Origin of the sequence: Nocardia rhizosphaerae, assembly GCF_042650365.1 — a bacterium.
GTDB classification, from domain to species: Bacteria; Actinomycetota; Actinomycetes; order Mycobacteriales; family Mycobacteriaceae; genus Nocardia; species Nocardia rhizosphaerae.
The window spans coordinates 1,518,579-1,538,955 of record NZ_JBHSBA010000003.1 but is presented as its reverse complement, the minus strand read 5'-3'; the positions used below and the strand labels follow the sequence as shown (position 1 = coordinate 1,538,955).

Annotated in this window: 16 protein-coding genes and 1 tRNA gene; 13 read left to right on the top strand and 4 right to left on the bottom strand. The window is 69.7% G+C overall.

Features of this window, described 5'->3' with window-relative positions:
* The first annotated feature begins 23 nt into the window (after positions 1-23).
* The 3 genes from ACFOW8_RS08850 (at position 24) to ACFOW8_RS08840 (ending at position 2,768) form a co-directional block, all read left to right on the top strand.
* On the top strand, positions 24-1,664 hold the full coding sequence (locus ACFOW8_RS08850; protein ID WP_378548115.1) for an acyl-CoA carboxylase subunit beta: 1,641 nt from the start codon (positions 24-26) through the stop codon (positions 1,662-1,664).
* A 131-nt stretch (positions 1,665-1,795) separates the two neighbouring features.
* On the top strand, positions 1,796-2,125 hold the full coding sequence (locus ACFOW8_RS08845) for an acyl-CoA carboxylase epsilon subunit (RefSeq protein ID WP_378548112.1): 330 nt from the start codon (positions 1,796-1,798) through the stop codon (positions 2,123-2,125).
* 7 nt (positions 2,126-2,132) lie between these two features.
* Positions 2,133-2,768 (top strand): nucleoside triphosphate pyrophosphatase, encoded by a 636-nt coding sequence (locus tag ACFOW8_RS08840; protein WP_378548109.1) that lies wholly within the window; start codon positions 2,133-2,135, stop codon positions 2,766-2,768.
* Here ACFOW8_RS08840 and ACFOW8_RS08835 read toward each other — a convergent pair.
* Positions 2,694-3,467, bottom strand: coding sequence for a helix-turn-helix transcriptional regulator (locus ACFOW8_RS08835; protein WP_378548106.1), 774 nt, complete (start codon positions 3,465-3,467; stop codon positions 2,694-2,696). The two genes, ACFOW8_RS08840 and ACFOW8_RS08835, sit on opposite strands and share 75 nt — an antisense overlap.
* A 164-nt stretch (positions 3,468-3,631) precedes the next feature.
* On the opposite strand from ACFOW8_RS08835, the gene ACFOW8_RS08830 reads away from it, so the two are divergent.
* The 6 genes from ACFOW8_RS08830 to ACFOW8_RS08805 all read left to right on the top strand — a co-directional run bounded on the left by ACFOW8_RS08830 (position 3,632) and on the right by ACFOW8_RS08805 (position 10,171).
* Complete coding sequence (locus ACFOW8_RS08830) at positions 3,632-4,522, top strand: sulfurtransferase (RefSeq protein ID WP_378548582.1); 891 nt, start codon at positions 3,632-3,634, stop codon at positions 4,520-4,522.
* A 185-nt stretch (positions 4,523-4,707) separates the two neighbouring features.
* Positions 4,708-6,507 (top strand): acetyl/propionyl/methylcrotonyl-CoA carboxylase subunit alpha, encoded by a 1,800-nt coding sequence (locus ACFOW8_RS08825; protein WP_378548103.1) that lies wholly within the window; start codon positions 4,708-4,710, stop codon positions 6,505-6,507.
* Between the two features lie 116 nt (positions 6,508-6,623).
* Positions 6,624-7,208 carry a hypothetical protein gene (locus tag ACFOW8_RS08820; RefSeq protein ID WP_378548100.1) on the top strand — a complete coding sequence of 195 codons (585 nt, stop codon included), beginning with the start codon at positions 6,624-6,626 and terminating at the stop codon, positions 7,206-7,208.
* Positions 7,209-7,292: 84 nt separating this feature from the next.
* Positions 7,293-8,261 (top strand): patatin-like phospholipase family protein, encoded by a 969-nt coding sequence (locus tag ACFOW8_RS08815; protein WP_378548097.1) that lies wholly within the window; start codon positions 7,293-7,295, stop codon positions 8,259-8,261.
* Positions 8,262-8,439: 178 nt separating this feature from the next.
* Entirely contained in the window at positions 8,440-9,807 is a 1,368-nt protein-coding gene (locus tag ACFOW8_RS08810; RefSeq protein WP_378548094.1) for a DoxX family protein, read from the top strand.
* Positions 9,808-9,823: 16 nt separating this feature from the next.
* Complete coding sequence (locus ACFOW8_RS08805) at positions 9,824-10,171, top strand: hypothetical protein (RefSeq protein WP_378548091.1); 348 nt, start codon at positions 9,824-9,826, stop codon at positions 10,169-10,171.
* A 78-nt stretch (positions 10,172-10,249) separates the two neighbouring features.
* Here the strand turns inward: ACFOW8_RS08805 and lat are convergent, their stop codons facing one another.
* The gene (lat, locus tag ACFOW8_RS08800) at positions 10,250-11,590 is read right to left on the bottom strand and encodes an L-lysine 6-transaminase (protein ID WP_378548088.1); all 1,341 of its coding nucleotides are present in this window, start codon (positions 11,588-11,590) and stop codon (positions 10,250-10,252) included.
* A gap of 65 nt (positions 11,591-11,655) precedes the next feature.
* The gene (locus ACFOW8_RS08795; RefSeq protein WP_378548085.1) at positions 11,656-12,108 is read right to left on the bottom strand and encodes an Lrp/AsnC family transcriptional regulator; all 453 of its coding nucleotides are present in this window, start codon (positions 12,106-12,108) and stop codon (positions 11,656-11,658) included.
* Between the two features lie 117 nt (positions 12,109-12,225).
* On the opposite strand from ACFOW8_RS08795, the gene amaB reads away from it, so the two are divergent.
* Entirely contained in the window at positions 12,226-13,749 is a 1,524-nt protein-coding gene (gene amaB, locus ACFOW8_RS08790; RefSeq protein WP_378548082.1) for an L-piperidine-6-carboxylate dehydrogenase, read from the top strand.
* 53 nt (positions 13,750-13,802) lie between these two features.
* Positions 13,803-13,876: transfer RNA gene (locus ACFOW8_RS08785), tRNA-Met, on the top strand.
* A 55-nt stretch (positions 13,877-13,931) separates the two neighbouring features.
* On the opposite strand, the gene ACFOW8_RS08780 is transcribed toward ACFOW8_RS08785, so the two are convergent.
* Complete coding sequence (locus ACFOW8_RS08780) at positions 13,932-14,471, bottom strand: histidine phosphatase family protein (RefSeq protein WP_449289763.1); 540 nt, start codon at positions 14,469-14,471, stop codon at positions 13,932-13,934.
* Positions 14,472-14,559: 88 nt separating this feature from the next.
* On the opposite strand from ACFOW8_RS08780, the gene ACFOW8_RS08775 reads away from it, so the two are divergent.
* Together ACFOW8_RS08775 and ACFOW8_RS08770 are read left to right on the top strand one after the other, a co-directional pair.
* Positions 14,560-19,578 (top strand): Lhr family ATP-dependent helicase, encoded by a 5,019-nt coding sequence (locus ACFOW8_RS08775; RefSeq protein ID WP_378548076.1) that lies wholly within the window; start codon positions 14,560-14,562, stop codon positions 19,576-19,578.
* 4 nt (positions 19,579-19,582) lie between these two features.
* Positions 19,583-20,362 (top strand): Fpg/Nei family DNA glycosylase, encoded by a 780-nt coding sequence (locus ACFOW8_RS08770; protein WP_378548073.1) that lies wholly within the window; start codon positions 19,583-19,585, stop codon positions 20,360-20,362.
* The last annotated feature ends 15 nt before the right edge of the window (positions 20,363-20,377 follow it).

Here is a 20,377-nt window from a genome sequence, read left to right as displayed (position 1 = left end):
GTCACTCGTTACACTCGCAACCCATGACGAGTGTCCAGCAGCAGCCCGCATCGGATTCGGCGGGCGCCCCCGATATCCACACGACCGCCGGGAAGCTGGCTGACCTGCGGAATCGGCTGGAAGAAGCGCAACACCCGATGGGTGTCGCGGCGGTCGACAAGGTGCACGCCAAGGGCAAGATGACCGCGCGTGAGCGCATTCTGGCCCTGCTCGACGAGGGTTCCTTCGTCGAGCTCGACGCCCTCGCCAAGCACCGCAGCGTGAACTTCGGCCTGGAGAACAACCGCCCGACCGGCGACGGTGTGGTCACCGGCTACGGCACCATCGACGGCCGCGACGTGTGTGTCTTCTCCCAGGACGTCACCGTCTTCGGTGGCTCGCTCGGCGAGGTGTACGGCGAGAAGATCGTCAAGGTCATGGACCTGGCGCTCAAGACCGGACGCCCGCTCGTCGGCATCAACGAGGGCGCGGGCGCGCGCATCCAGGAGGGCGTCGTCTCGCTCGGCCTCTACGGCGAGATCTTCCACCGCAACGTGCAGGCCTCCGGCGTGATCCCGCAGATCTCGCTGATCATGGGTCCGGCGGCGGGCGGGCACGTGTACTCCCCCGCGCTCACCGACTTCGTGGTGATGGTCGACCAGACCTCGCAGATGTTCGTCACCGGCCCCGACGTGATCAAGACCGTCACCGGTGAAGAGGTCACCATGGAGGACCTCGGTGGCGCGCACACCCACATGGTCAAATCGGGCGTGGCCCACTACGTGGCCTCCGGCGAGCAGGACGCCCTCGACTACGTCAAGGATCTGCTGAGCTACCTGCCGAGCAACAACCGCGCCGAGGCACCGCGGATGGCGCCGTCGGATCCGATCGAGGGCGCGATCGAGGACTCGCTCACCGACGAGGACATCGAGCTCGACACGATCATCCCCGACTCGCCGAACCAGCCGTACGACATGCACGAGGTGATCACCCGGCTGCTCGACGACGACGAGTTCCTCGAGGTGCAGGCCGAGCGCGCGATGAACATCATCTGCGGTTTCGGCCGGGTCGACGGCCGCAGCGTCGGCATCGTCGCCAACCAGCCGACCCAGTTCGCCGGCTGCCTCGACATCGACGCTTCGGAGAAGGCCGCGCGCTTCGTGCGCACCTGCGACGCGTTCAACGTCCCGATCATCACCCTGGTCGACGTGCCCGGCTTCCTGCCCGGCACCGGCCAGGAGTACAACGGCATCATCCGCCGCGGCGCGAAGCTGCTCTACGCCTACGGTGAGGCCACTGTGGGCAAAATCACCATCATCACCCGCAAGGCCTACGGCGGCGCCTACGACGTCATGGGTTCCAAGCACATGGGTGCCGATGTGAACCTGGCCTGGCCGACCGCCCAGATCGCTGTGATGGGTGCCTCCGGCGCGGTCGGATTCGTCTACCGCAAGCAGCTGGCCGAGGCCGCCGAGAGCGGCGCCGATGTCGACGCGCTGCGCCTCGAGCTGCAGAACGAGTACGAGGACACCCTCGTGAACCCGTACGTGGCGGCCGAGCGCGGATACGTCGACGCGGTCATCCCGCCGTCGCATACCCGAGGCCAGATCGTGTCGGCGCTGCGCCTGCTCGAGCGCAAGATGGTGACCCTTCCGCCGAAGAAACACGGCAACATTCCGCTCTGAAACCGCGATAATCCCGGTGGGCCGCGCACACTGGACGGTGTGACGCAACTGTTGATCTGCGCGTCCCCACCGGGAATGATCGCGTGAACCGCGCCGTTAGATCGACGTACGTGCAGGAAGGATCTGGCACCGTGACCACTGTGGCAGAACATGACGTGTTGACCGCCGCCGAGCTCGAGCTCGCTGTCGAACCACTCGTCGACGAAGTCGAAGCACCCGCAGACGTGGAGACCGGCGTGGCTCCCGCCGAACTCGGCGAACCGATGTTCCGCATCGTCAAGGGCTCCCCCACCGACTCCGATATCGCGGCGCTGGTCGCGGTCCTGAGCGCGGCGGCCGCCGCGGCGCCTGCGACCGGCCCGTCCGGCCCCGCCGACGCCTGGGGTGTGCCGACGCTGCAGCACCGGGGCAACTCCCCGTTCTCGCCGTACGCGTACCCGCTGCTGTCGCACCTGCGCTGACCGCCAGGTGACCCGGCTGGTCCTGGCCTCCGCGTCCCCCGCCCGGCTCGGGGTGCTGCGCACGGCGGGCATCGATCCCGTCGTGCGGGTGTCCGGCGTCGACGAGGACGCGGTCGCGGCCGCACTTCCCCCCGACACCTCATCGCCCGATATCGTGGTGGCCCTGGCCAGGGCCAAGGCCGCCGATGTCGCCGCGGTGATTCCCGAACTCGCCGCCGACTGTGTCGTCGTCGGCTGTGATTCGATGCTGCTCGTCGACGGACGATTGCAGGGCAAACCACACGAACCCGAGGTGGCTCGGACCCGCTGGGCCGACATGGCCGGTCGCAGCGCCGACCTGCTCACCGGGCACTGCGTGCTGCGGCTGCGTGACGGCGTGATCGTGGCCGAGTCGGCCGAGTGCAGCGCCACCACGGTGCACTTCGCCAAGCCGACCCCCGACGAACTCGACACCTACATCGCCACCGGTGAGCCGCTGCAGGTCGCCGGGGCGTTCACCCTGGACGGGCTCGGTGGCTGGTTCGTCGACCGGATCGAGGGCGACCCGTCCAGCGTGATCGGGATCGGGCTACCGCTGTTGCGCAGGCTGCTCGAAGACGTCGGTATCGGTGTCACGCAGCTGTGGCGGGACGCGCGGGCCTGACGGCGCGATCACCGGCTCCTGGCCCGCCGCCGGTACCTCCGCCTTCGGCGCCGAGTTCTCCGCGCCGAGCGTGAGTTCCAGCCTGGCCGTGCACAGCTCCGGCTCGGCGAAGGGGTGCAGCCGCACGTCGACCCGGCCACGGGCACCGTTGCGCTCGAGCACCTCCTGCATCAGCCCCATGTGTACCCCGCACACCACCTCGGCGTGCGAGCGGGCCAGTTCGCGCAGCGGGCAGGCGGTGAGGTTGATCTGCACGTGCTCCGGTGTCTCGCCCGCCGGATCCTTCTCGGGGGCGAAGCCGAGTTCCGACATCAGCGACATGGTGATGTCCCTGGCATCGGCCAGCGTCTCCACCTGGTGCGCGCCGATGTCCATCCGCGCGCCCCAGGCGCGGCCCGCGGCGACGGCGGCGGCGGACCTGGCGATGGGGTCGGGCCCGAGCTGGTCGGCGAGGATCTGGGCGAGCTCCTGGTAGCCCACCGAACGCTGGACGGCGCGGTAGCCGATCCGGGGGCGGCCACGGCCGCGCGGGGGCTGCTGGAACTGCCGGACCAGCGATTCCCTGGTGAGCACATCGAGGTGGAACCGCACGGTGGTGACGTGCTGTCCGGTGATCCTGGCCAGTTCCTGGGCATCGAGGGGCTCGGTCGCGCCACGTAGGATCGCGAGCAGTCGCCGTCGCGGCCACGAATCGGACATAGCTCACCCCTCCTCTCCGGAGACTTTATCGGACAGCTCTGCGCTTTATTGAGGCATTGTGTCGATTCGTGACGTGCCATCACAAAGCGATCACACACATACCATCGGCTACGACTCGTTCACACTGTCGCATCCACCCATACTCTCGCGTGAAGGACCACACCGTGCCCGTCGCCCCGGATCCGCACCCCGCCTTCGGTTCCTACGCAGTCCCGCATCGATTGGTAACCACAGAATGGTTGTCCGCAAACATCGGCGTGCCCGGGTTGAAGATCATCGAGTCCAACGATGACATCCTGCTCTACGACATCGGCCATGTCCCGGGCGCGGTCAAGATCGATTGGCGTGGCGATCTGAGCGACCCGGTCACCAGGGACTACATCGACGGCGCCCGCTTCACCGAACTGATGCGCGCCAAGGGCATCCGGCGCGACGACACCGTGGTGATCTACGGCGACCGTGGCAATGCGCAGGCCGCCCATACCGCCTGGATCTTCACCCTGTTCGGCCACGAGGACGTGCGCCTGCTCGACGGCGGCCGCGACGCCTGGATCTCCGAGGAACGCGACACCACCTTCGATCTGCCCTACGCCGCCCCCGGCGACTACCCGCTCGTCGACCGCAACGACTCGGCGGCCCGCGCGTTCCGCGAGGACGTGCTCGCCCGCCTCGGCGCCCCGCTGGTCGACGTGCGCTCGGCCGAGGAGTACGCGGGCGAGCCCGCGCCGAAGCCGCTGGAGCAGGAGTACGCCACCCTGCGCGACGGCCACATCCCGACCGCGGTGAACATCGCGTGGACCGCGGCGTGCGGCGCCGACGGCCGGTTCCGCGCACGGGCCGAGCTCGACGCGGTCTACGGCGAGCTGGCCGCCGAGGACCTGGTGGTCTACAGCCGGGTCGGCGAACGCTCCAGCCACACCTGGTTCGTCCTGACGTTCCTGCTCGGCCGCAGGTCGGTGCGCAATTACGACGGCTCCTGGATCGAATGGGGCAATTCGGTACGACTGCCGATCAGCAAGGGCGCCGAACCGGGTAGCCACGGCCGGATCAATTGAAACGTGTTCACAGTTACCTCCGCCGGGTAGTGTGACCCGCGACCTACTGCACAGTAGGGCTAGCCGGGTGCGGGCCGAATTGGCAGACTGCCTACACTCGCCCGAGACGAAAGTTGTCGATACCGGGCACGGGACCTGCAAGGCGCCCCACCCGAAGCGACCAAAGATTGCACACAGGAGGCTCAGTGCCCAGCCATGCCAGCGCACGGATCACGAAGGTACTCGTAGCTAACCGCGGCGAGATCGCGGTCCGCGTGATCCGGGCTGCCAAGGACGCGGGGATCACCAGCGTCGCGGTGTACGCCGAGCCCGATGCCGACGCTCCCTTCGTGAAGCTCGCCGACGAGGCCTTCGCCCTCGGTGGCCAGACCTCCGCCGAGTCGTACCTCGTGTTCGACAAGATCCTCGACGCCGCCGCCAAGTCCGGTGCGGATGCGATCCACCCCGGTTACGGCTTCCTCTCCGAGAACGCCGACTTCGCCCAGGCCGTCATCGACGCCGGGCTGATCTGGATCGGCCCCTCCCCGCAGTCCATCCGCGACCTGGGCGACAAGGTCACCGCGCGCCACATCGCCGAGCGCGCGCAGGCCCCGATGGCCGCGGGCACCAAGGACCCGGTCAAGAACGCCGACGAGGTCGTCGCATTCGCCAAGGAGTACGGCGTCCCGGTCGCCATCAAGGCGGCCTTCGGTGGTGGTGGCCGCGGCATGAAGGTCGCCCACACCATCGAGGAGATCCCCGAGCTGTTCGAGTCGGCGACCCGCGAGGCCGTGGCCGCGTTCGGCCGCGGTGAGTGCTTCGTCGAGCAGTACCTGGACAAGGCCCGCCACGTCGAGGCCCAGGTCATCGCCGACCAGCACGGCAATGTCGTCGTCGCGGGTACCCGCGACTGCTCGCTGCAGCGCCGCTTCCAGAAGCTCGTCGAGGAGGCGCCGGCGCCGTTCCTGTCCGACGAGGTCCGCGCGAAGATCCACTCCTCGGCCAAGCGCATCTGCCGCGAGGCGGGCTACTACGGCGCAGGCACCGTGGAGTACCTGGTGCAGGGCGAGACCGTGTCGTTCCTCGAGGTGAACACCCGCCTGCAGGTGGAGCACCCGGTCACCGAGGAGACCGCGGGCATCGACCTGGTGCGCCAGCAGTTCCGCATCGCCAACGGCGACGCGCTCACCATCACCGAGGACCCCACCCCGCGCGGTCACTCCTTCGAGTTCCGGATCAACGGCGAGGACGCCGGTCGCGGCTTCCTGCCCGCCCCCGGCCCGGTGAACGTCTACCGTGAGCCGTCGGGCCCCGGTGTCCGCGTGGATTCCGGTGTGGTCGCAGGCAGCGTCATCGGCGGTCAGTTCGACTCGATGCTGGCCAAGCTGATCGTCACCGGCGAGAACCGCGAGCAGGCGCTGCAGCGGGCCCGCCGCGCGCTGGCCGAGTTCGAGGTCGAGGGTCTGGCGACGGTCATCCCGTTCCACCGCGCGATCGTCGAGGACCCGGCGTTCATCGGTGACGGCGAGAAGTTCGACGTCTACACCAAGTGGATCGAAACCGAGTGGAAGAACAGCGTCGAGCCGTACACGGCCGGTGCGCCCGCCGAGGGCGACGACGAGGACCTGCCCCGGCAGAAGGTCGTCGTCGAGGTCGGTGGCCGTCGCGTCGAGGTGTCGCTGCCCGGCCAGTTCACCCTCGGTGGCGGTGCGGCCGGTTCGGCCGGTAACGGCGTGATCCGCAAGAAGCCCAAGCCGCGCAAGCGTGGCGGTGCGGGTGGCGGCGCCGCCTCCGGTGACGCGGTCACCGCGCCCATGCAGGGCACCGTGGTGAAGGTCGCCGTCGAAGAGGGCCAGACCGTGGAGGCGGGCGACCTGATCGTGGTGCTCGAGGCCATGAAGATGGAGAACCCGGTCAACGCGCACAAGGCCGGTGTCGTCACCGGACTCGCCGTCGAGGCCGGCGCCGCGATCACCCAGGGCACCGTCCTGGCGGAAATCAAGTAGTCGCTGTTCCAGCGCGGTCGAGGACCCGGCACCCGATGGGTGGCCGGGTCCTCGCCGGTTCATCACAAAGTTCGTCATATTCGGTCAGCCGCCCACAACACTGTTAGCGTGCCGAAGTGCTTCGAATTGCTCTGCCCTTCACCGCCCTCGTCCTGACCGGATTCCTCACCGCCTGCTCGTCGGAGGAGGCCGCTGTGCCGGCCACCGCGACCGACGCGTCCTCGGCCGCCGCCGCACCGGCGCTCGGCACCGACGACGACCCGATCCTGGCCGAGACGATCGGCTGCGACACCGTCGCCGCCGCCGTGGCACCCTATATCGAGGGCCTGGTACCCCTGGATACCAACGAGGCTGACCAGTACGGCAGCTACTGCAATTGGGAGACCGACACCGACTCGGGCACGATCGCCGAGATCCGTTCGGTCGAGGTCATCATCGAGCCGGGCAACGGCGAGGTGCCCACCGCGCAGACGCTCTCGGCGGGCGGCCTGACCGTGATCCCCGACCAGGAACTCGATTCGGCGGGCGGCATCGCCTACACGCTCGGCGCGACGACCGCTGTCGCGGCTGTCGCGGCCACCACGGTGGAGCTGCCGACCGCGAAGGTGTCGATCACCGGCGGACAGTGGGCGGACGCGCCTGACCTGGACGGTCCGGCCGCGGTCGGCGTTGCCAAGCAGCTGCTGAACATTCCCGGCTGATCCGCGTCGCCCTGGGTGAACGGGCGGCGAAGAACAGCTCTTCGGCCAGGCCGGGCGCGGGGGTCCTGTCGTATCGTGGATCGGGTGACCAGCAGTGCGCGCATCGATGAGGACCCCATCGCGACTCCGGGTCCGGCCACGGTCGCCGCGGTGATCGAGGGCCGTCGCACGGCCGGGCATCGCCACGACGGGCACCGGCTGGCACTGGTGATCGAGGGCGGTGGCAGCCGCGGGGTGTACTCCAGCGGCATGGTGCAGGCCATCGAGGAACTCGGGCTGGCCTCGGTTTTCGACGCGGTGTACGGCACGTCGGCGGGCGCCATCAACGGCGCCTGGCTGCTGTGTGGCCGGGCCGAGACCGGCATGCGGTCCTGGACCGACGCCACGATCATGCGGCGGGTGGTCGACCCGGTGCGCATCCTGCGCGGCCGTCCGGTCTTCGATCTGCGCTACCTGGTGCACCACGTGTACGACGGCATCGAGCCGATGGACTTCCCCGCGATTCTGGCCAACCCCACCACCTTCCACCCGATCGCGACCGATGTCCGCACCGGCGAGCCGGTGGACCTGGCCCCGCACATCGTCGACAAGCCCACCCTGATGACCGCGCTGCGCGCCTCGGCGGGATTGCCGCTGCTCGCCGGTCCGCCGGTGGAGCTCGGTGGCCGCAGCTACTTCGACGGCGGCCTGTCCGAGACCGTCCCGATCCGTTCGGCGGTGGCCGCGGGCATCACCCATGCCCTGGTCCTGCGTACCCGGCGCACCGACGAGGTCCGGCCGCCTGCGCCGCTGCTGCACCGCATCGTCGGCGGCGGCTACATGCGTGCCATCGCCCCCGGCGCCTTCCGCGCTTGGTCGCAGCGCCCCGGTCAGCAGGCCGTCGAGGACAACTTCCTCGCCGGACTCGGCGAGCGGGTCCTGCAGGTGCACCCGCCCGCGAACTCGCCCGCCATCGACAGTGCCGCCCGCGACACCGATCTGCTCACCAGGGCGCTCGACATCGGCCGCAGCGCGGTCCACGCCCTGCTCGGCGCCCAGCCCCGGCCGGCCTGATCGCGTACCCCGATTTGTCGGGGCAGTGGTTTTGCCGGATTTCCCGCTTCCGGCCGCTCCCATAGCGTCGTCCCCGCGGGCCAGGAAGCGTTGGCTGAGCAGCCACCACACTGGACCGCCGGGGCAGCGCTGTTCGACACAGCGTGTCACCCGCACGGCGAGCGCGTAGGAGTGATGGGTGGCCACAGGGGTTGTGACGCGTCGTGAACCGGTGACCGAGCCGGAGCGGGGAACCGGGCCGCAGTGGCATCCGGCGCACCGGATCATCTTCCGGTTCGGTTTCCTGGTCGTCGGTATCGGGATGGCGGGGACATGGCTGCTGCACACGCTGCTGCGCACCGCGGGCTTGCCGCCGGAGACGGTGAACTCGGTCGCCAGGTGGGCGGCACTGTCTCCGCTCAGCGACTGGATCGGCGCGCGGGTGTTCGGTGCCGAGATCGACTACACGATCACCGGAAGCGGCGACACCGCGGCGAAGTGGGTGGGCGTGTTCACGCTGGTCCTGGTCGCCGTGCCGATCACCGCCGCGTGGACAGTGCTCGACCGCCGCCGCACCGACTACCGGCGCCTCGCCGGGGCGTTCCGGCTGTTGTTGCGATTCGCCCTGGTCAGCGCGCTGATGCTGTACGGGATGATCAAGGTGCTGCCAACCCAGATGTCGTTCAATCTGGAGCGGCTGGTCGAACCGTTCGGGCACATGAGCCCGATGGCGGTGCTGTGGGCGCAGTCGTCGCTGTCGGCGCCCTACGAGATCGCCCTCGGCGCGGCGGAAGTCACCGCGGCGCTGCTGCTGATCCTGCCGCGCACGGCGGGACTCGGCTCGGTGCTCGCCGTGCTGGTCGGGTTGCAGGTGCTGTTGGTGAACCTCACCTTCGACGTGCCGGTGAAGCTGTTCGCGATGCAGGTGCTGCTGTACGCCACGATCCTGGCCGCACCCGAGCTCGCCAGGATCGTCCGAGCCGTGCTCGGCACCGCGGTGCCTGCGCGTCCCGCCGAGACCCTGCTCGACAGCCCACGCGGCAACCGGCGGTTACTGATCGCCCAGGCCCTGCTCGGGATGTGGATTCTGGCCGCGTCGATCGCAGAGGCCTACGACGGCTGGCACACCTACGGCAGCGCCAGGCCGACGTCCCCGCTCTACGGGATCTGGAACGTCACCGAGTACACCAGGGACGGCGAACCCGTCCCCGCCCTGGTCGACTTCACCACGCAGGACAGCGGCCTGCCGGTGCCTACGGAACGCTTTCGCCGCATCATCTTCGACATCCCCCAGGGCATGACGGTGCAGCGACTCGACGATTCCCTGGTGTCGTTCCCGGCCCGCGTCGACACCGAGCAGCGGATGATCACCCTGTCCAGGGACACCGAACACCAGTGGCAGCTGGCGCGGTTCGATTACGTGCGGCCACAGCGGGATCAGCTGATCCTCACCGGCACGCTCGGCGGCAAGCCGGTCCGCATGCGGCTGGACCTGGTCGACCTCGCGCAGTTCCCCGCCGTCGCGCGTGGCTTCCACTGGGTCCAGGCCACGCCCTACTACCGGTGAGGCCTAGGCTCGTCACGTGGAACCGATCGAGATCAACGCAGGCGCCTGGTATCTGCGCGCGCTGCGCGCCGACGACCGCATCGACGACCGGCCCGCGCTGGCCGACGGCGGCATCACCGATCCCGGCTATGTCACCACCCGTGCCGCCCAGTGGGCCGACGAGTCCCACTTCTCCTGGGCGGTCTGTGTGCCGACCACTGCCGAGCTGGTCGCCGAGATCGGGGTGACTCCCGGCCCCGGCGATACCGCGACGGTCACCGGCTGGGCGCGGCCCGGCGAGGACGAGGCGCTGGCGGCAGGCCTGGCCTCGGTGCACCGCTTCGTCGCCGGCGCGCTGGGGCTGACGGTGACAGCGACCGCGTGACGCCGGTGTGCGCGGTGCGGACAGCGTCCCGGCCGCGGCCACTCCGCGGGCGCACGACCGGCGGGCAACTCCGCCGCGCTACACGCGCTCGCGCAGCAGTACCGCGTCGAGCGCGTCGACGGCGCTGCCGAGTTCCTCGACGGTGACCGTGAGCGGCGGACGGAACCGGATGCCACGCTCCCCCGTGCCGAGCAGCAGCACATGCTGGCGTTCCCGCATCGCCGTCACCACCCGGTCCCGCAGCTCGGGCGAGGCCAGGGTGATGGCGCACATCAGGCCGCGTCCGCGCGGCTCGCTCACCTTGTCCGGGTGCGCGGCGGCCAGCTGGCCGAGCTGATCGAGCAAGTAGGCACCGCGCGGAACCGATTTCTCGATCAACCGATCCTGTTCCAGCACTTCGAGAATGCGGCGGATGCGCACCATGTCGGTCAGGTTGCCGCCCCAGGTGGAGTTCAGCCGTGAACTCACCCGGAACACATTGTCGGGCACCTCGTCCACGCGCCCGCCCGCCATGATTCCGCACACCTGGGTCTTCTTGCCGAAGGCCACCACATCCGGCTGGATCGCCAATTGCTGGTAAGCCCAGGTGGTTCCGGTCATCCCGACCCCGGTCTGCACCTCGTCCAGCACGAACAGCGCGTCGTTGTCGTGACACAGCCGCTGCATGGCGGCGAGGAAACGCGAGCGCAGATGCCGGTCACCACCCTCGCCCTGGATGGGCTCGGCGATGAAGCAGGCGATGTCGTGCGGATGATCGGCGAAGGCCTGCGCCGCCTGCGCGATCGACCTGGCCTCCAGCGCGTCGAGATCGGGGCCGGCGTGCACGTGCGGAGTGTCGATGCGGGGCCAGTCGAACTTCGGGAAGCGCGCGGTCTTGATCGGATCGGTGTTGGTCAGCGACATCGTGTAGCCACTGCGGCCGTGGAACGCCCCGGTCAGGTGCAGCACCTTGGTACCGAGTTCCGGTGAGCGGCCGTGCGATTCGTTGTGCCTGCTCTTCCAGTCGAACGCGACCTTGAGCGCGTTCTCCACCGCGAGCGCACCACCGTCGACGAAGAACAGGTGCGGCAGCGCGGGATCACCGAGCACCCTGGCGAAGGTCTCGACGAAGCGAGCCATCTCCACGGTGTAGATATCGGAGTTGCTCGGTTTGTTGATAGCGGCGGTGGCCAGCTCGGCACGGAACCGCTCGTCGGCGGCCAGCGCCGGATGGTTCATCCCGAGCGCGTTGGAGGCGAAGAAGCCGAACATGTCGAGGTACGCGGTGCCGTCGCGCTCGTCGATGAGCGTGCGGCCGTGCGACTTGTGCAGGTCGAGCACCAGCTCGAAGCCGTCCGCGAGGATGTGCGAGGACAGGATTTCGTTGACCCGGTTGGCGGGGGTGACCGCCGCGCCGGGGCGCTCCAGTTCGATGGTCACGCCACCGAGGGTACGCAAATATTTACGGAACCTCTACGTAATCGTGGAACTATTACGAGAAATCGTTACCTGTCGTAGAATGTCTGCAGGATGATGGTGCTGCGCGTCCGCACATTGGCGGTGGCCCTGATCTCGGCCAGCAGCTGTTCCAGATGCCGCGGCGAGGCCACCCGCACCAGCAGGACGTAGCTCTCCTCGCCCGCCACCGAGTGGCATGCCTCGATGCCGGGGATGTGCTGCAGCAGGGCGGGCGCGTCATCGGGCTGGGACGGGTCGAGAGGAGTGATCGCCACGAACGCCGACAACAGGTGCCCGAGCGCTTCGGGGTCGACGTGCGCCGCGTACCCGCGGATCACTCCGCGCGCTTCGAGCCTGCGCACCCGCGATTGCACTGCCGAGACCGAGAGGCTGGCCTTCTCCGCCAGGTTCGACAACGTGGCGCGACCGTCGTTCATCAGTTCTTTGATCAATAGTCGGTCGATGTCGTCGAGCTGGGGTCTAGCCGGTGTATCCGCCATCAGCGAAGGCTAACCCAGCACGGGGGTCGCGCGGGGAAAACTTCTTTCTGTTCCCCCACCGAATTCGACCCAACTTTTCCGTGAGCAGTACCAATGAGCAGAAGGTGAGCAGTAGCGATGATTCCCACCGTGACCGAGCACTTCGCCGAGCAGCTCTCGCTGCGCGCCAGGGCCCTGCTACACGGGCTCGGGGCGCAGGTGCCCGAATCCGGCGACCTGACGGCCCGCTCCCCGATCTCCGGCGGAGCGCTGCTGCGGCTGCCCGCCGACTCGCGGGCCGAGGTCGACGCCGCCATCGGCCGGGCCGCCACCGCCTTCCAGTCGTGGCGAACGGTGCCCGCCCCGGTGCGGGCGGCGCTGGTGCGCAAGCTGGCCGAGCTGCTGGTCACGCACCAGGGCGAGCTCGCCGAGCTGGTCACCCTGGAGGCGGGCAAGATCGGCGCCGAGGCCCTCGGCGAGGTGCAGGAGATGATCGACGTCTGCGAGTTCGCGATCGGCTTGTCCCGCCAGCTCTACGGCGCCACAATGCCTTCCGAGCGGCCGGGCCACCGGCTGATGGAGACCTGGCATCCGCTGGGCGTGGTCGGGGTGATCTCGGCGTTCAACTTCCCGGTGGCGGTGTGGGCGTGGAACACCGCGATCGCGCTGGTGTGCGGTGACACGGTGGTGTGGAAGCCCTCCGATACCACCCCACTGACGGCGCTGGCCTGCCACACGCTGCTGCGACGCGCCGCCGTCGAGGTCGGCGCCGATCCCGAAGTGCACCAGCTGATCCAGGGCGACGCCGCGGTCGGCGAGGTACTCGTCGACGATCCGCGCGTCGCCCTGCTCAGCGCCACCGGATCGATCCGGATGGGCGGCACGGTCGCGCCACGGGTGGCGGCGCGGTTCGGCCGTTGCCTGCTCGAGCTGGGCGGCAACAATGCCGCCGTCGTCGCGCCGAGTGCCGATCTCGACCTGGCGGTGCGCGGCATCGTCTTCGCGGCGGCGGGGACGGCGGGCCAGCGGTGCACCACCCTGCGCAGGCTGATCGCACACCACCGCGTCGCCGATCGGCTGGTCGAGCGGCTGGCCGCCGCGTACAGGCAACTGCGCGTCGGCAATCCGCTCGACGACGGCGTGCTCGTCGGCCCGCTGATCAACGAGCGCGCGTATGTCGCGATGCAGCAGGCGCTCTCGCGCGCGGTGGCGGCGGGCGGCGAGATCGTCTGCGGCGGTGAACGGGTGGAGCTGATCGGCCCCGACGCCTACTACGTCCGGCCGGCTATCGTCCGGATGCCCGCCCAGACCGAGCTGGTGCGCGAGGAGACCTTCGCACCGATCCTCTACGTCCTCACCTACGACGACATCGACGCCGCCATCGCGTTGAACAACGATGTGCCGCAGGGCCTCTCCTCTGCCATCTTCACCCTCGACCAGCGTGAGGCCGAGCTGTTCCTCGCCGGTTCCGACTGTGGCATCGCCAATGTCAACATCGGCACCTCCGGCGCCGAGATCGGCGGCGCGTTCGGCGGCGAGAAGCACACCGGCGGCGGGCGCGAATCCGGGTCGGATTCCTGGAAGGCGTACATGCGCAGAGCCACCAACACCATCAACTACTCCACCGAACTCCCCCTGGCCCAGGGCATCCATTTCGGCTGATCACCGCACCGATTTCGCCATCCTGCCCGCGCCGTGTACAGTGGTATTTACGACGCGGGATGGAGCAGCTCGGTAGCTCGCTGGGCTCATAACCCAGAGGTCGCAGGTTCAAATCCTGTTCCCGCTACTAGATCGAAGCCCCCGGAGTTCCACTCCGGGGGCTTCGCTCGTTCAGCGCCGGGCTATACCCCACCCAGCCGCAGGGTCCAATTGCCGCGGTAGTGCAGGCGGGTGACGCTGGCGGGTGGGATATCGATGCGCCAGAACGACTTCGGTGGTGCGTCGAGCGCGGCGAGCAGGATCGCGCGGATCACCGCCGGGTGGGTCACCGCCACGGTGTCGCGGCCAGCCGAGGCGATCTCGGCCAGCCAGAACCTGGCCCGCTCCACCAACTCGGTGACCGACTCGCCGCCGTGCCCACGGAATCCGGGGTCGGTCAGCCAGGCGAACAGCTGATCCTGTGCCAGCGCTCCCATCTCGGTCCCGCGCCACGAGCCCGCGTCCAGATCCCGTAGTCGCGCGTCCAGCTCGCCGACCATCCCCAACGCCTCAGCCGTTTCCCTGGCCCGCCGTTCCGGCCCGGTCCGCACCTGCGCGTCCGTCAACGTCACGCACTCCCGCACCGCGCCGCGCCCCGCCTCATCCAGTGGCTCGTCCACCGGGAATCGCGCCTTCCGCACCGCCTCGGTCAAGCCATGACCAACAAGGTCAACCCTGAGCACCGTCTGCACGAGACCCCACAGTAGCGCCGGTCATCGTGACGGTGATCACCTACCCGGCGTTGTCGGTGGGGCGGTGCAGACTGAGGGGATGGAGCGGTTTTCGGCGGCGACGGCGCAGTGGTTCGACGGGGCCTTTGCCGGGCCTACGTCGGCGCAGCTCGGGGCGTGGGAGGCGATTTCGCGGGGAGAGAACACGCTGGTCATCGCGCCTACCGGGTCGGGTAAGACGCTGTCGGCGTTCCTGTGGGCGATCGACCAGCTGGCGGCCAGGCCCGCACCGGAGCCGGGGAGCTCGCGTGGCACGTCGGTGTTGTACGTGTCGCCGCTGAAGGCGCTCGCGGTGGATGTGGAGCGGAACCTGCGGGCGCCACTGGTCGGGGTCACGCAGACCGCGAAACGGTTGGGGCTGGATCCGCCGGAGATCTCGGTGGGAGTGCGGTCCGGTGACACCACGCCCGCGCAACGCCGGGCCATGCAGCGCACACCGCCGGACATCCTCATCACCACGCCGGAGTCGCTGTTCCTGCTGCTCACCTCGGCAGCCAGGGAGAGCCTCACCCAGGTCGGCACGGTGATCGTCGACGAGGTGCACGCCATCGCCGGGACCAAGCGCGGCGCGCATCTGGCGCTGTCGCTGGCCCGGCTCGACCAGCTCACCGAGCGGCCTGCGCAGCGGATCGGGCTCTCGGCGACCGTGCGGCCACCCGAGGAGGTGGGCCGGTTCCTGGTGGGATCGGCGCCGATCACCATCGTGCGGCCACCGGCCCCGAAGACCTTCGACCTGTCGGTACGGGTGCCGGTGGCCGATATGACCGATCCCGGCGACTCCGACCAGCCGGGCTCCATCTGGCCGCACGTCGACGAGGCCATCGTCGACCTCGTGCTCGAGCACCGGTCGTCGATCGTTTTCGCGAATTCGCGCAGGCTCGCCGAACGGCTCACCGCCCGGCTCAACGAGGCCTATTCGGCGCGCCTCGGCGAGCCGGTGGACACCGAGCACGCCCCGCCCGCCCAGCTCGGCCCGTCGACCGAGGTGGTCCACGGCGCCGACCAGCTGCTCGCGCGGGCCCATCACGGCTCGGTGAGCAAGGAGCAGCGCGCGCTCATCGAGGACGACCTCAAGACCGGGCGCCTTCGCTGTGTGGTCGCCACCAGCAGTCTCGAGCTCGGCATCGACATGGGTGCGGTGGATCTGGTGGTGCAGGTGGAGGCACCGCCGTCGGTGGCGAGCGGGTTGCAGCGGGTCGGGCGGGCCGGGCATCAGGTGGGTGAGGTCTCGCGCGGTGTGCTGTTCCCGAAGCACCGCACCGATGTCATCCACTGCACGGTCGCGGCGCAGCGCATGCTGGCCGGGGAGATCGAACGGTTGCAGATCCCCACCCATCCCCTCGATATCCTCGCCCAGCAGACCGTGGCCGCCTGCGCGCTGGAACCGATCGATGTCGACGCCTGGTTCGACATCGTCCGCGCCACCGGCAGTTACGCGAGCCTGCCCCGCTCGGCCTACGAATCCGTGCTCGATCTCCTCGCGGGCCGCTACCCCTCCGACGAGTTCGCCGAACTGCGCCCGCGCGTGGTGTGGGACCGCGACGCGGGCACGCTCACCGGCCGCCCCGGCGCCCAGCGCCTTGCCGTCACCTCCGGCGGCGCGATCCCCGACCGCGGCATGTTCGCGGTGTTCATGGTGGGCGAGAAGGCTTCGCGGGTCGGTGAACTCGACGAGGAGATGGTCTACGAGTCACGGGTCGGCGATGTGTTCGCCCTCGGCGCCACGAGCTGGCGCATCGAGGAGATCACCTTCGACCGGGTCTTGGTGTCGCCCGCGTTCGGCCTACCCGGCAGGCTCCCGTTCTGGCACGGCGACGGTCTCGGCCGCCCGGCTGAATTGGGTTCGGCGTTGGGTGAATTCGTGCGGTCCGCCGGTCAGGTTCCGGCCGATGAGCTCACCCGGATCGTGCTTGGCATGGGTGTGGACGCCACCGCGACCGGTGACGCGGTCACGCCGACCGCCGTCGACGACTCGCCGGACACCGCTGCGGGCACGCCAACGGACGGTGCGCGGAAAGGTTCTCGCCGCACCACCAGGGCGGCGGCGAATCGACCCACAGAGCTGAGTCCCGCTGCCGCGCACCTGGACCGACTGGTCCGTGCCGCCGGACTCGATCAGAACGCGACGGCCAATATGGTCGTCCTGCTCGAGGAACAGCGCACCGCCACCGGCCAGCTCCCGACCGATCGCACCCTGGTCGTCGAACGCTTCCGCGACGAACTCGGCGACTGGCGCCTGGTGCTGCACTCCCCCTTCGGCACCCCTGTGCACGCGCCATTGGCGCTGGCCGTCGGCGCCCGCCTGCAGGAGCGCTTCGGGATCGATGCCGCGCCCACCGCGTCCGATGACGGCATCGTGGTCCGCCTGCCCGACACCACCGACGAGCCGCCGGGCGCCGAACTGTTCGTCTTCGAGCCCGACGAGATCGACGACATCGTCACCGAGCAGGTCGGCGGCTCGGCCCTGTTCGCCTCCCGCTTCCGCGAGTGCGCCGCCAGGGCCCTGCTGCTGCCGCGCCGCGACCCAGGAAAACGCGCGCCGCTCTGGCAGCAGCGGCAGCGTTCGGCCCAATTACTGGATGTGGCACGCAAATTCCCGGACTTCCCGATCCTGCTGGAAACCGTGCGCGAGTGCCTGCGCGATGTCTACGACCTGCCGTCGCTGCGTGAGCTGCTCACCAAGGTGGCTCGCCGCGAAATCCGGCTCATCGATGTGGAGACCGCCACCCCGTCGCCGTTCGCGAACGCGATGCTGTTCTCCTACGTCGGCCAGTTCCTCTACGACGGCGACAGCCCACTCGCCGAACGCCGCGCCGCCGCACTCGCGCTGGACTCGAGCTTGCTCGCCGAACTCCTCGGCCGCGTCGAACTGCGCGAGCTCCTCGACCCGGAGGTCATCGCGCTCACCGAACGCGAACTCCAGCGCCGCACGCCCGAACGCTTGGCCACCGACGCCGAGGGCCTGGCCGATCTGCTGCGACTGCTCGGACCGCTGACACCTGTCGAGGCGGCCGCGCGCTGCGTCCGCCGTCCGACCACGGCCACCGAGCCCACTGCGCAACGGACCGACGCGATCCAGGGGAAAAGGGCCGACGTCGTACCCGCGGGCGATGCCAGCCGGGATCCCGACCCGGTCGGCGGCGGCGATCCCCTCGCCGGCTCGGATGCCCCCGCTTGGTTCGCCGAATTACGCGATTCCCGTCGTGCGCTGGAAGTCTCGTTCACCGGAGAGACCTGGTGGGTGGCCATCGAGGATGCCGCACGCCTGCGAGACGCACTGGGTGTGCCGCTGCCGATCGGTGTGCCCGCCGCGTTCATCGAGCCGGTCCCGGATCCGCTCGGTGATCTCGTCGGCCGGTACGCGCGCACCCATGCGCCTTTCAGCACCGCCGATGTCGCCGCCCGCTTCGGACTCGGTACGGCCGTCGCCGCGACCGCGCTGCACCGGCTGCTCGCCGAGAAACGCGTTGTGGAAGGCGAATTCACCCCGGCCACCGCGGGGACCGAATGGTGCGACGCCCAGGTGTTGCGGCGCTTGCGCCGACGCTCACTGGCCGCCGCCCGGCACGAGGTGGAACCGGTAGCCACCGCCGCGTTCGCCCGCTTCTTGCCTGCTTGGCAGCACGTGGGCTCCGGTGAACTTCGCGGCGTCGACGGAGTCGCTACCGTGGTGGATCAGCTCGCGGGCGTGCCGATTCCGGCGTCGGCATGGGAGTCGCTGATCCTGCCGACGCGGGTGCGCGACTACTCCCCCGCCATGCTCGACGAACTGATGGCCACCGGCGAGGTGATCTGGTCCGGCCACGGTGCGATCACCGCCCGCGACGGTTGGATCGCCCTGCATCTCGCCGAGCAGGCCCCGTTCACCCTGCCCCCACCCGACGACATCGACCCCTCCGACGTCCAGCTCGGCCTGCTCGCCGCCCTCGGCGCGGAGCTCGAACCGTGGCCGCCGCGCGGCCGGCGGCCGAACACCGTCGACCTCGACGCCGCGACCGCGCCGGGCGCCGACGACGGCACGGAGTCGACCCCGGACCATCCCGGCCCCGCAGCGCCGGCATCCCTCGACAGTCGCGGCAGCGCCGAGCCAGCGACAACCGGCGATCCGGTCACCCCGCGCGGACTTCCCGCCACGCTGCGCGGCGGCGGCGCGTTCTTCTTCCGCCAGCTCGCCGACGCCACCGGCCTGCTCGACGACAACGCCGTCGGCGACGCGCTGTGGCAGCTGGTGTGGGCCGGATACGTCTCCGGTGACACCTTCGCCCCCGTGCGCGCGCTGCTCTCCGGCACCGCCCGCAGCACCACCGCGCACCGCACCCCGCGCCGGGCCCCTCGTGGCCGTGCCTACCTGCCGCGTCCGTCCATGCCGACCAGATCGGGCCCGCCGACGCTGGCCGGGCGCTGGTCGATCCTGCCGGAACGGGTGCGGGACAACACCTTGCGCGCCCACGCCACCGCCGATCAGCTGCTCGAACGCTATGGCGTGCTGACCCGCGGCTCGGTGCAGAACGAGGGGGTGCCCGGCGGTTTCGCGCTCATGTACCGCGTGCTCACCGAGTTCGAGGACCGGGGACGCTGCCGCCGCGGCTACTTCGTCGACACCCTCGGCGGCGCCCAGTTCTCCACCACCGACACCGTCGACCGGCTGCGTTCCTTCGACACCGATCGCGATACCGCCGCGCCCGGCGTCGCGCTCGCGCTGGCCGCCTGTGACCCGGCGAATCCGTACGGCGCGGCGCTGCCGTGGCCCAAGGGTGACGCGGAGGGTGGTCACCGGCCAGGCCGCAAGGCGGGCGCGCTGGTGGTCCTGGTCGGCGGCGAGCTGGTGCTGTATGTGGAACGCGGCGGCAAGACCCTGCTCAGCTTCACCGAGGACCCTGCTCTGCGCGGGGAGGCCGCGAGAGCGCTGGCGGGCCTGGTGCACGACCGCAGGGTCGACAGCCTGGTAGTCGACAAGATCAATGGTGAATCCGTGCACGGCAACACCTTCGCCGATCTGCTCGTCGAGTCCGGCTTCGCGATGACCCCGCGCGGTCTGCGGTTGCGCAGGCAGGTGTAGCCGGATGCCAGAGGGCGACACCGTCTTCCGCACGGCCGAACGGCTGCGCGCCGCCCTGGCGGGAAAAACCCTCACCCGCAGCGACTTCCGGGTGCCGCGTTTCGCGACGGTCGATCTGGCCGGTGACCTCGTCACCGAGGTCGGCAGCTACGGCAAGCACCTGTTCATCCGCACCGATCGGGTGAGCATCCACAGCCATCTGAAGATGGAGGGCGAGTGGCGGGTGTTCCACTGCGGCCAGCGCTGGACCAAACCGCGCGTCACCGCCAGGGTGGTGCTGGCCAACGACGACGCGGAAGCGGTCGGGTTCGCGCTCGGCAAGGTCGAGGTACTGCCGCGCGCGGCGGAACACACCGTCGTCGACCACCTCGGCCCCGACCTGCTCGGCCCGGATTGGGACAGCGACGAGGCGCTGCGCAGACTCACCACCCATCCCCGGCGCCCCATCGGCCTCGCCCTGCTCGACCAGCGCAATCTCGCCGGGATCGGCAATATCTACCGCAGCGAGATCTGCTTCCTGCGCCGCGTCCATCCGGCCACCCCGGTCGCCGACATCCCCGACCTGCCCGCCCTCGTCGACGAGGCCCACCGGGTGCTCGGTAAGGCCGCGCACGAACCACCGTGGCGACCCATGGTGTACGGGCGCACCCGCAGGCCGTGCCAGCGCTGCGGTACCGCGATCGTCTCGCGCCTGCTCGGCGAGGACGACCACGCCGACCGTGTCACCCGGCGCGAACGTGGGATCTACTACTGCCCCCGCTGCCAATCGGAGCCGACTAACTAGACCGGTCGTCATACT

Excerpts from the sequence above, each read along its gene's own strand:
- ACFOW8_RS08850 (WP_378548115.1), top strand. The coding sequence starts at position 24 with ATGACGAGTGTCCAGCAGCAGCCCGCATCGGATTCGGCGGGCGCCCCC.
- ACFOW8_RS08835 (WP_378548106.1), bottom strand. The coding sequence starts at position 3,467 with ATGTCCGATTCGTGGCCGCGACGGCGACTGCTCGCGATCCTACGTGGC.
- ACFOW8_RS08795 (WP_378548085.1), bottom strand. The coding sequence starts at position 12,108 with ATGGCGGATACACCGGCTAGACCCCAGCTCGACGACATCGACCGACTA.
- amaB (WP_378548082.1), top strand. The coding sequence starts at position 12,226 with ATGATTCCCACCGTGACCGAGCACTTCGCCGAGCAGCTCTCGCTGCGC.
- ACFOW8_RS08775 (WP_378548076.1), top strand. The coding sequence starts at position 14,560 with ATGGAGCGGTTTTCGGCGGCGACGGCGCAGTGGTTCGACGGGGCCTTT.
- ACFOW8_RS08770 (WP_378548073.1), top strand. The coding sequence starts at position 19,583 with ATGCCAGAGGGCGACACCGTCTTCCGCACGGCCGAACGGCTGCGCGCC.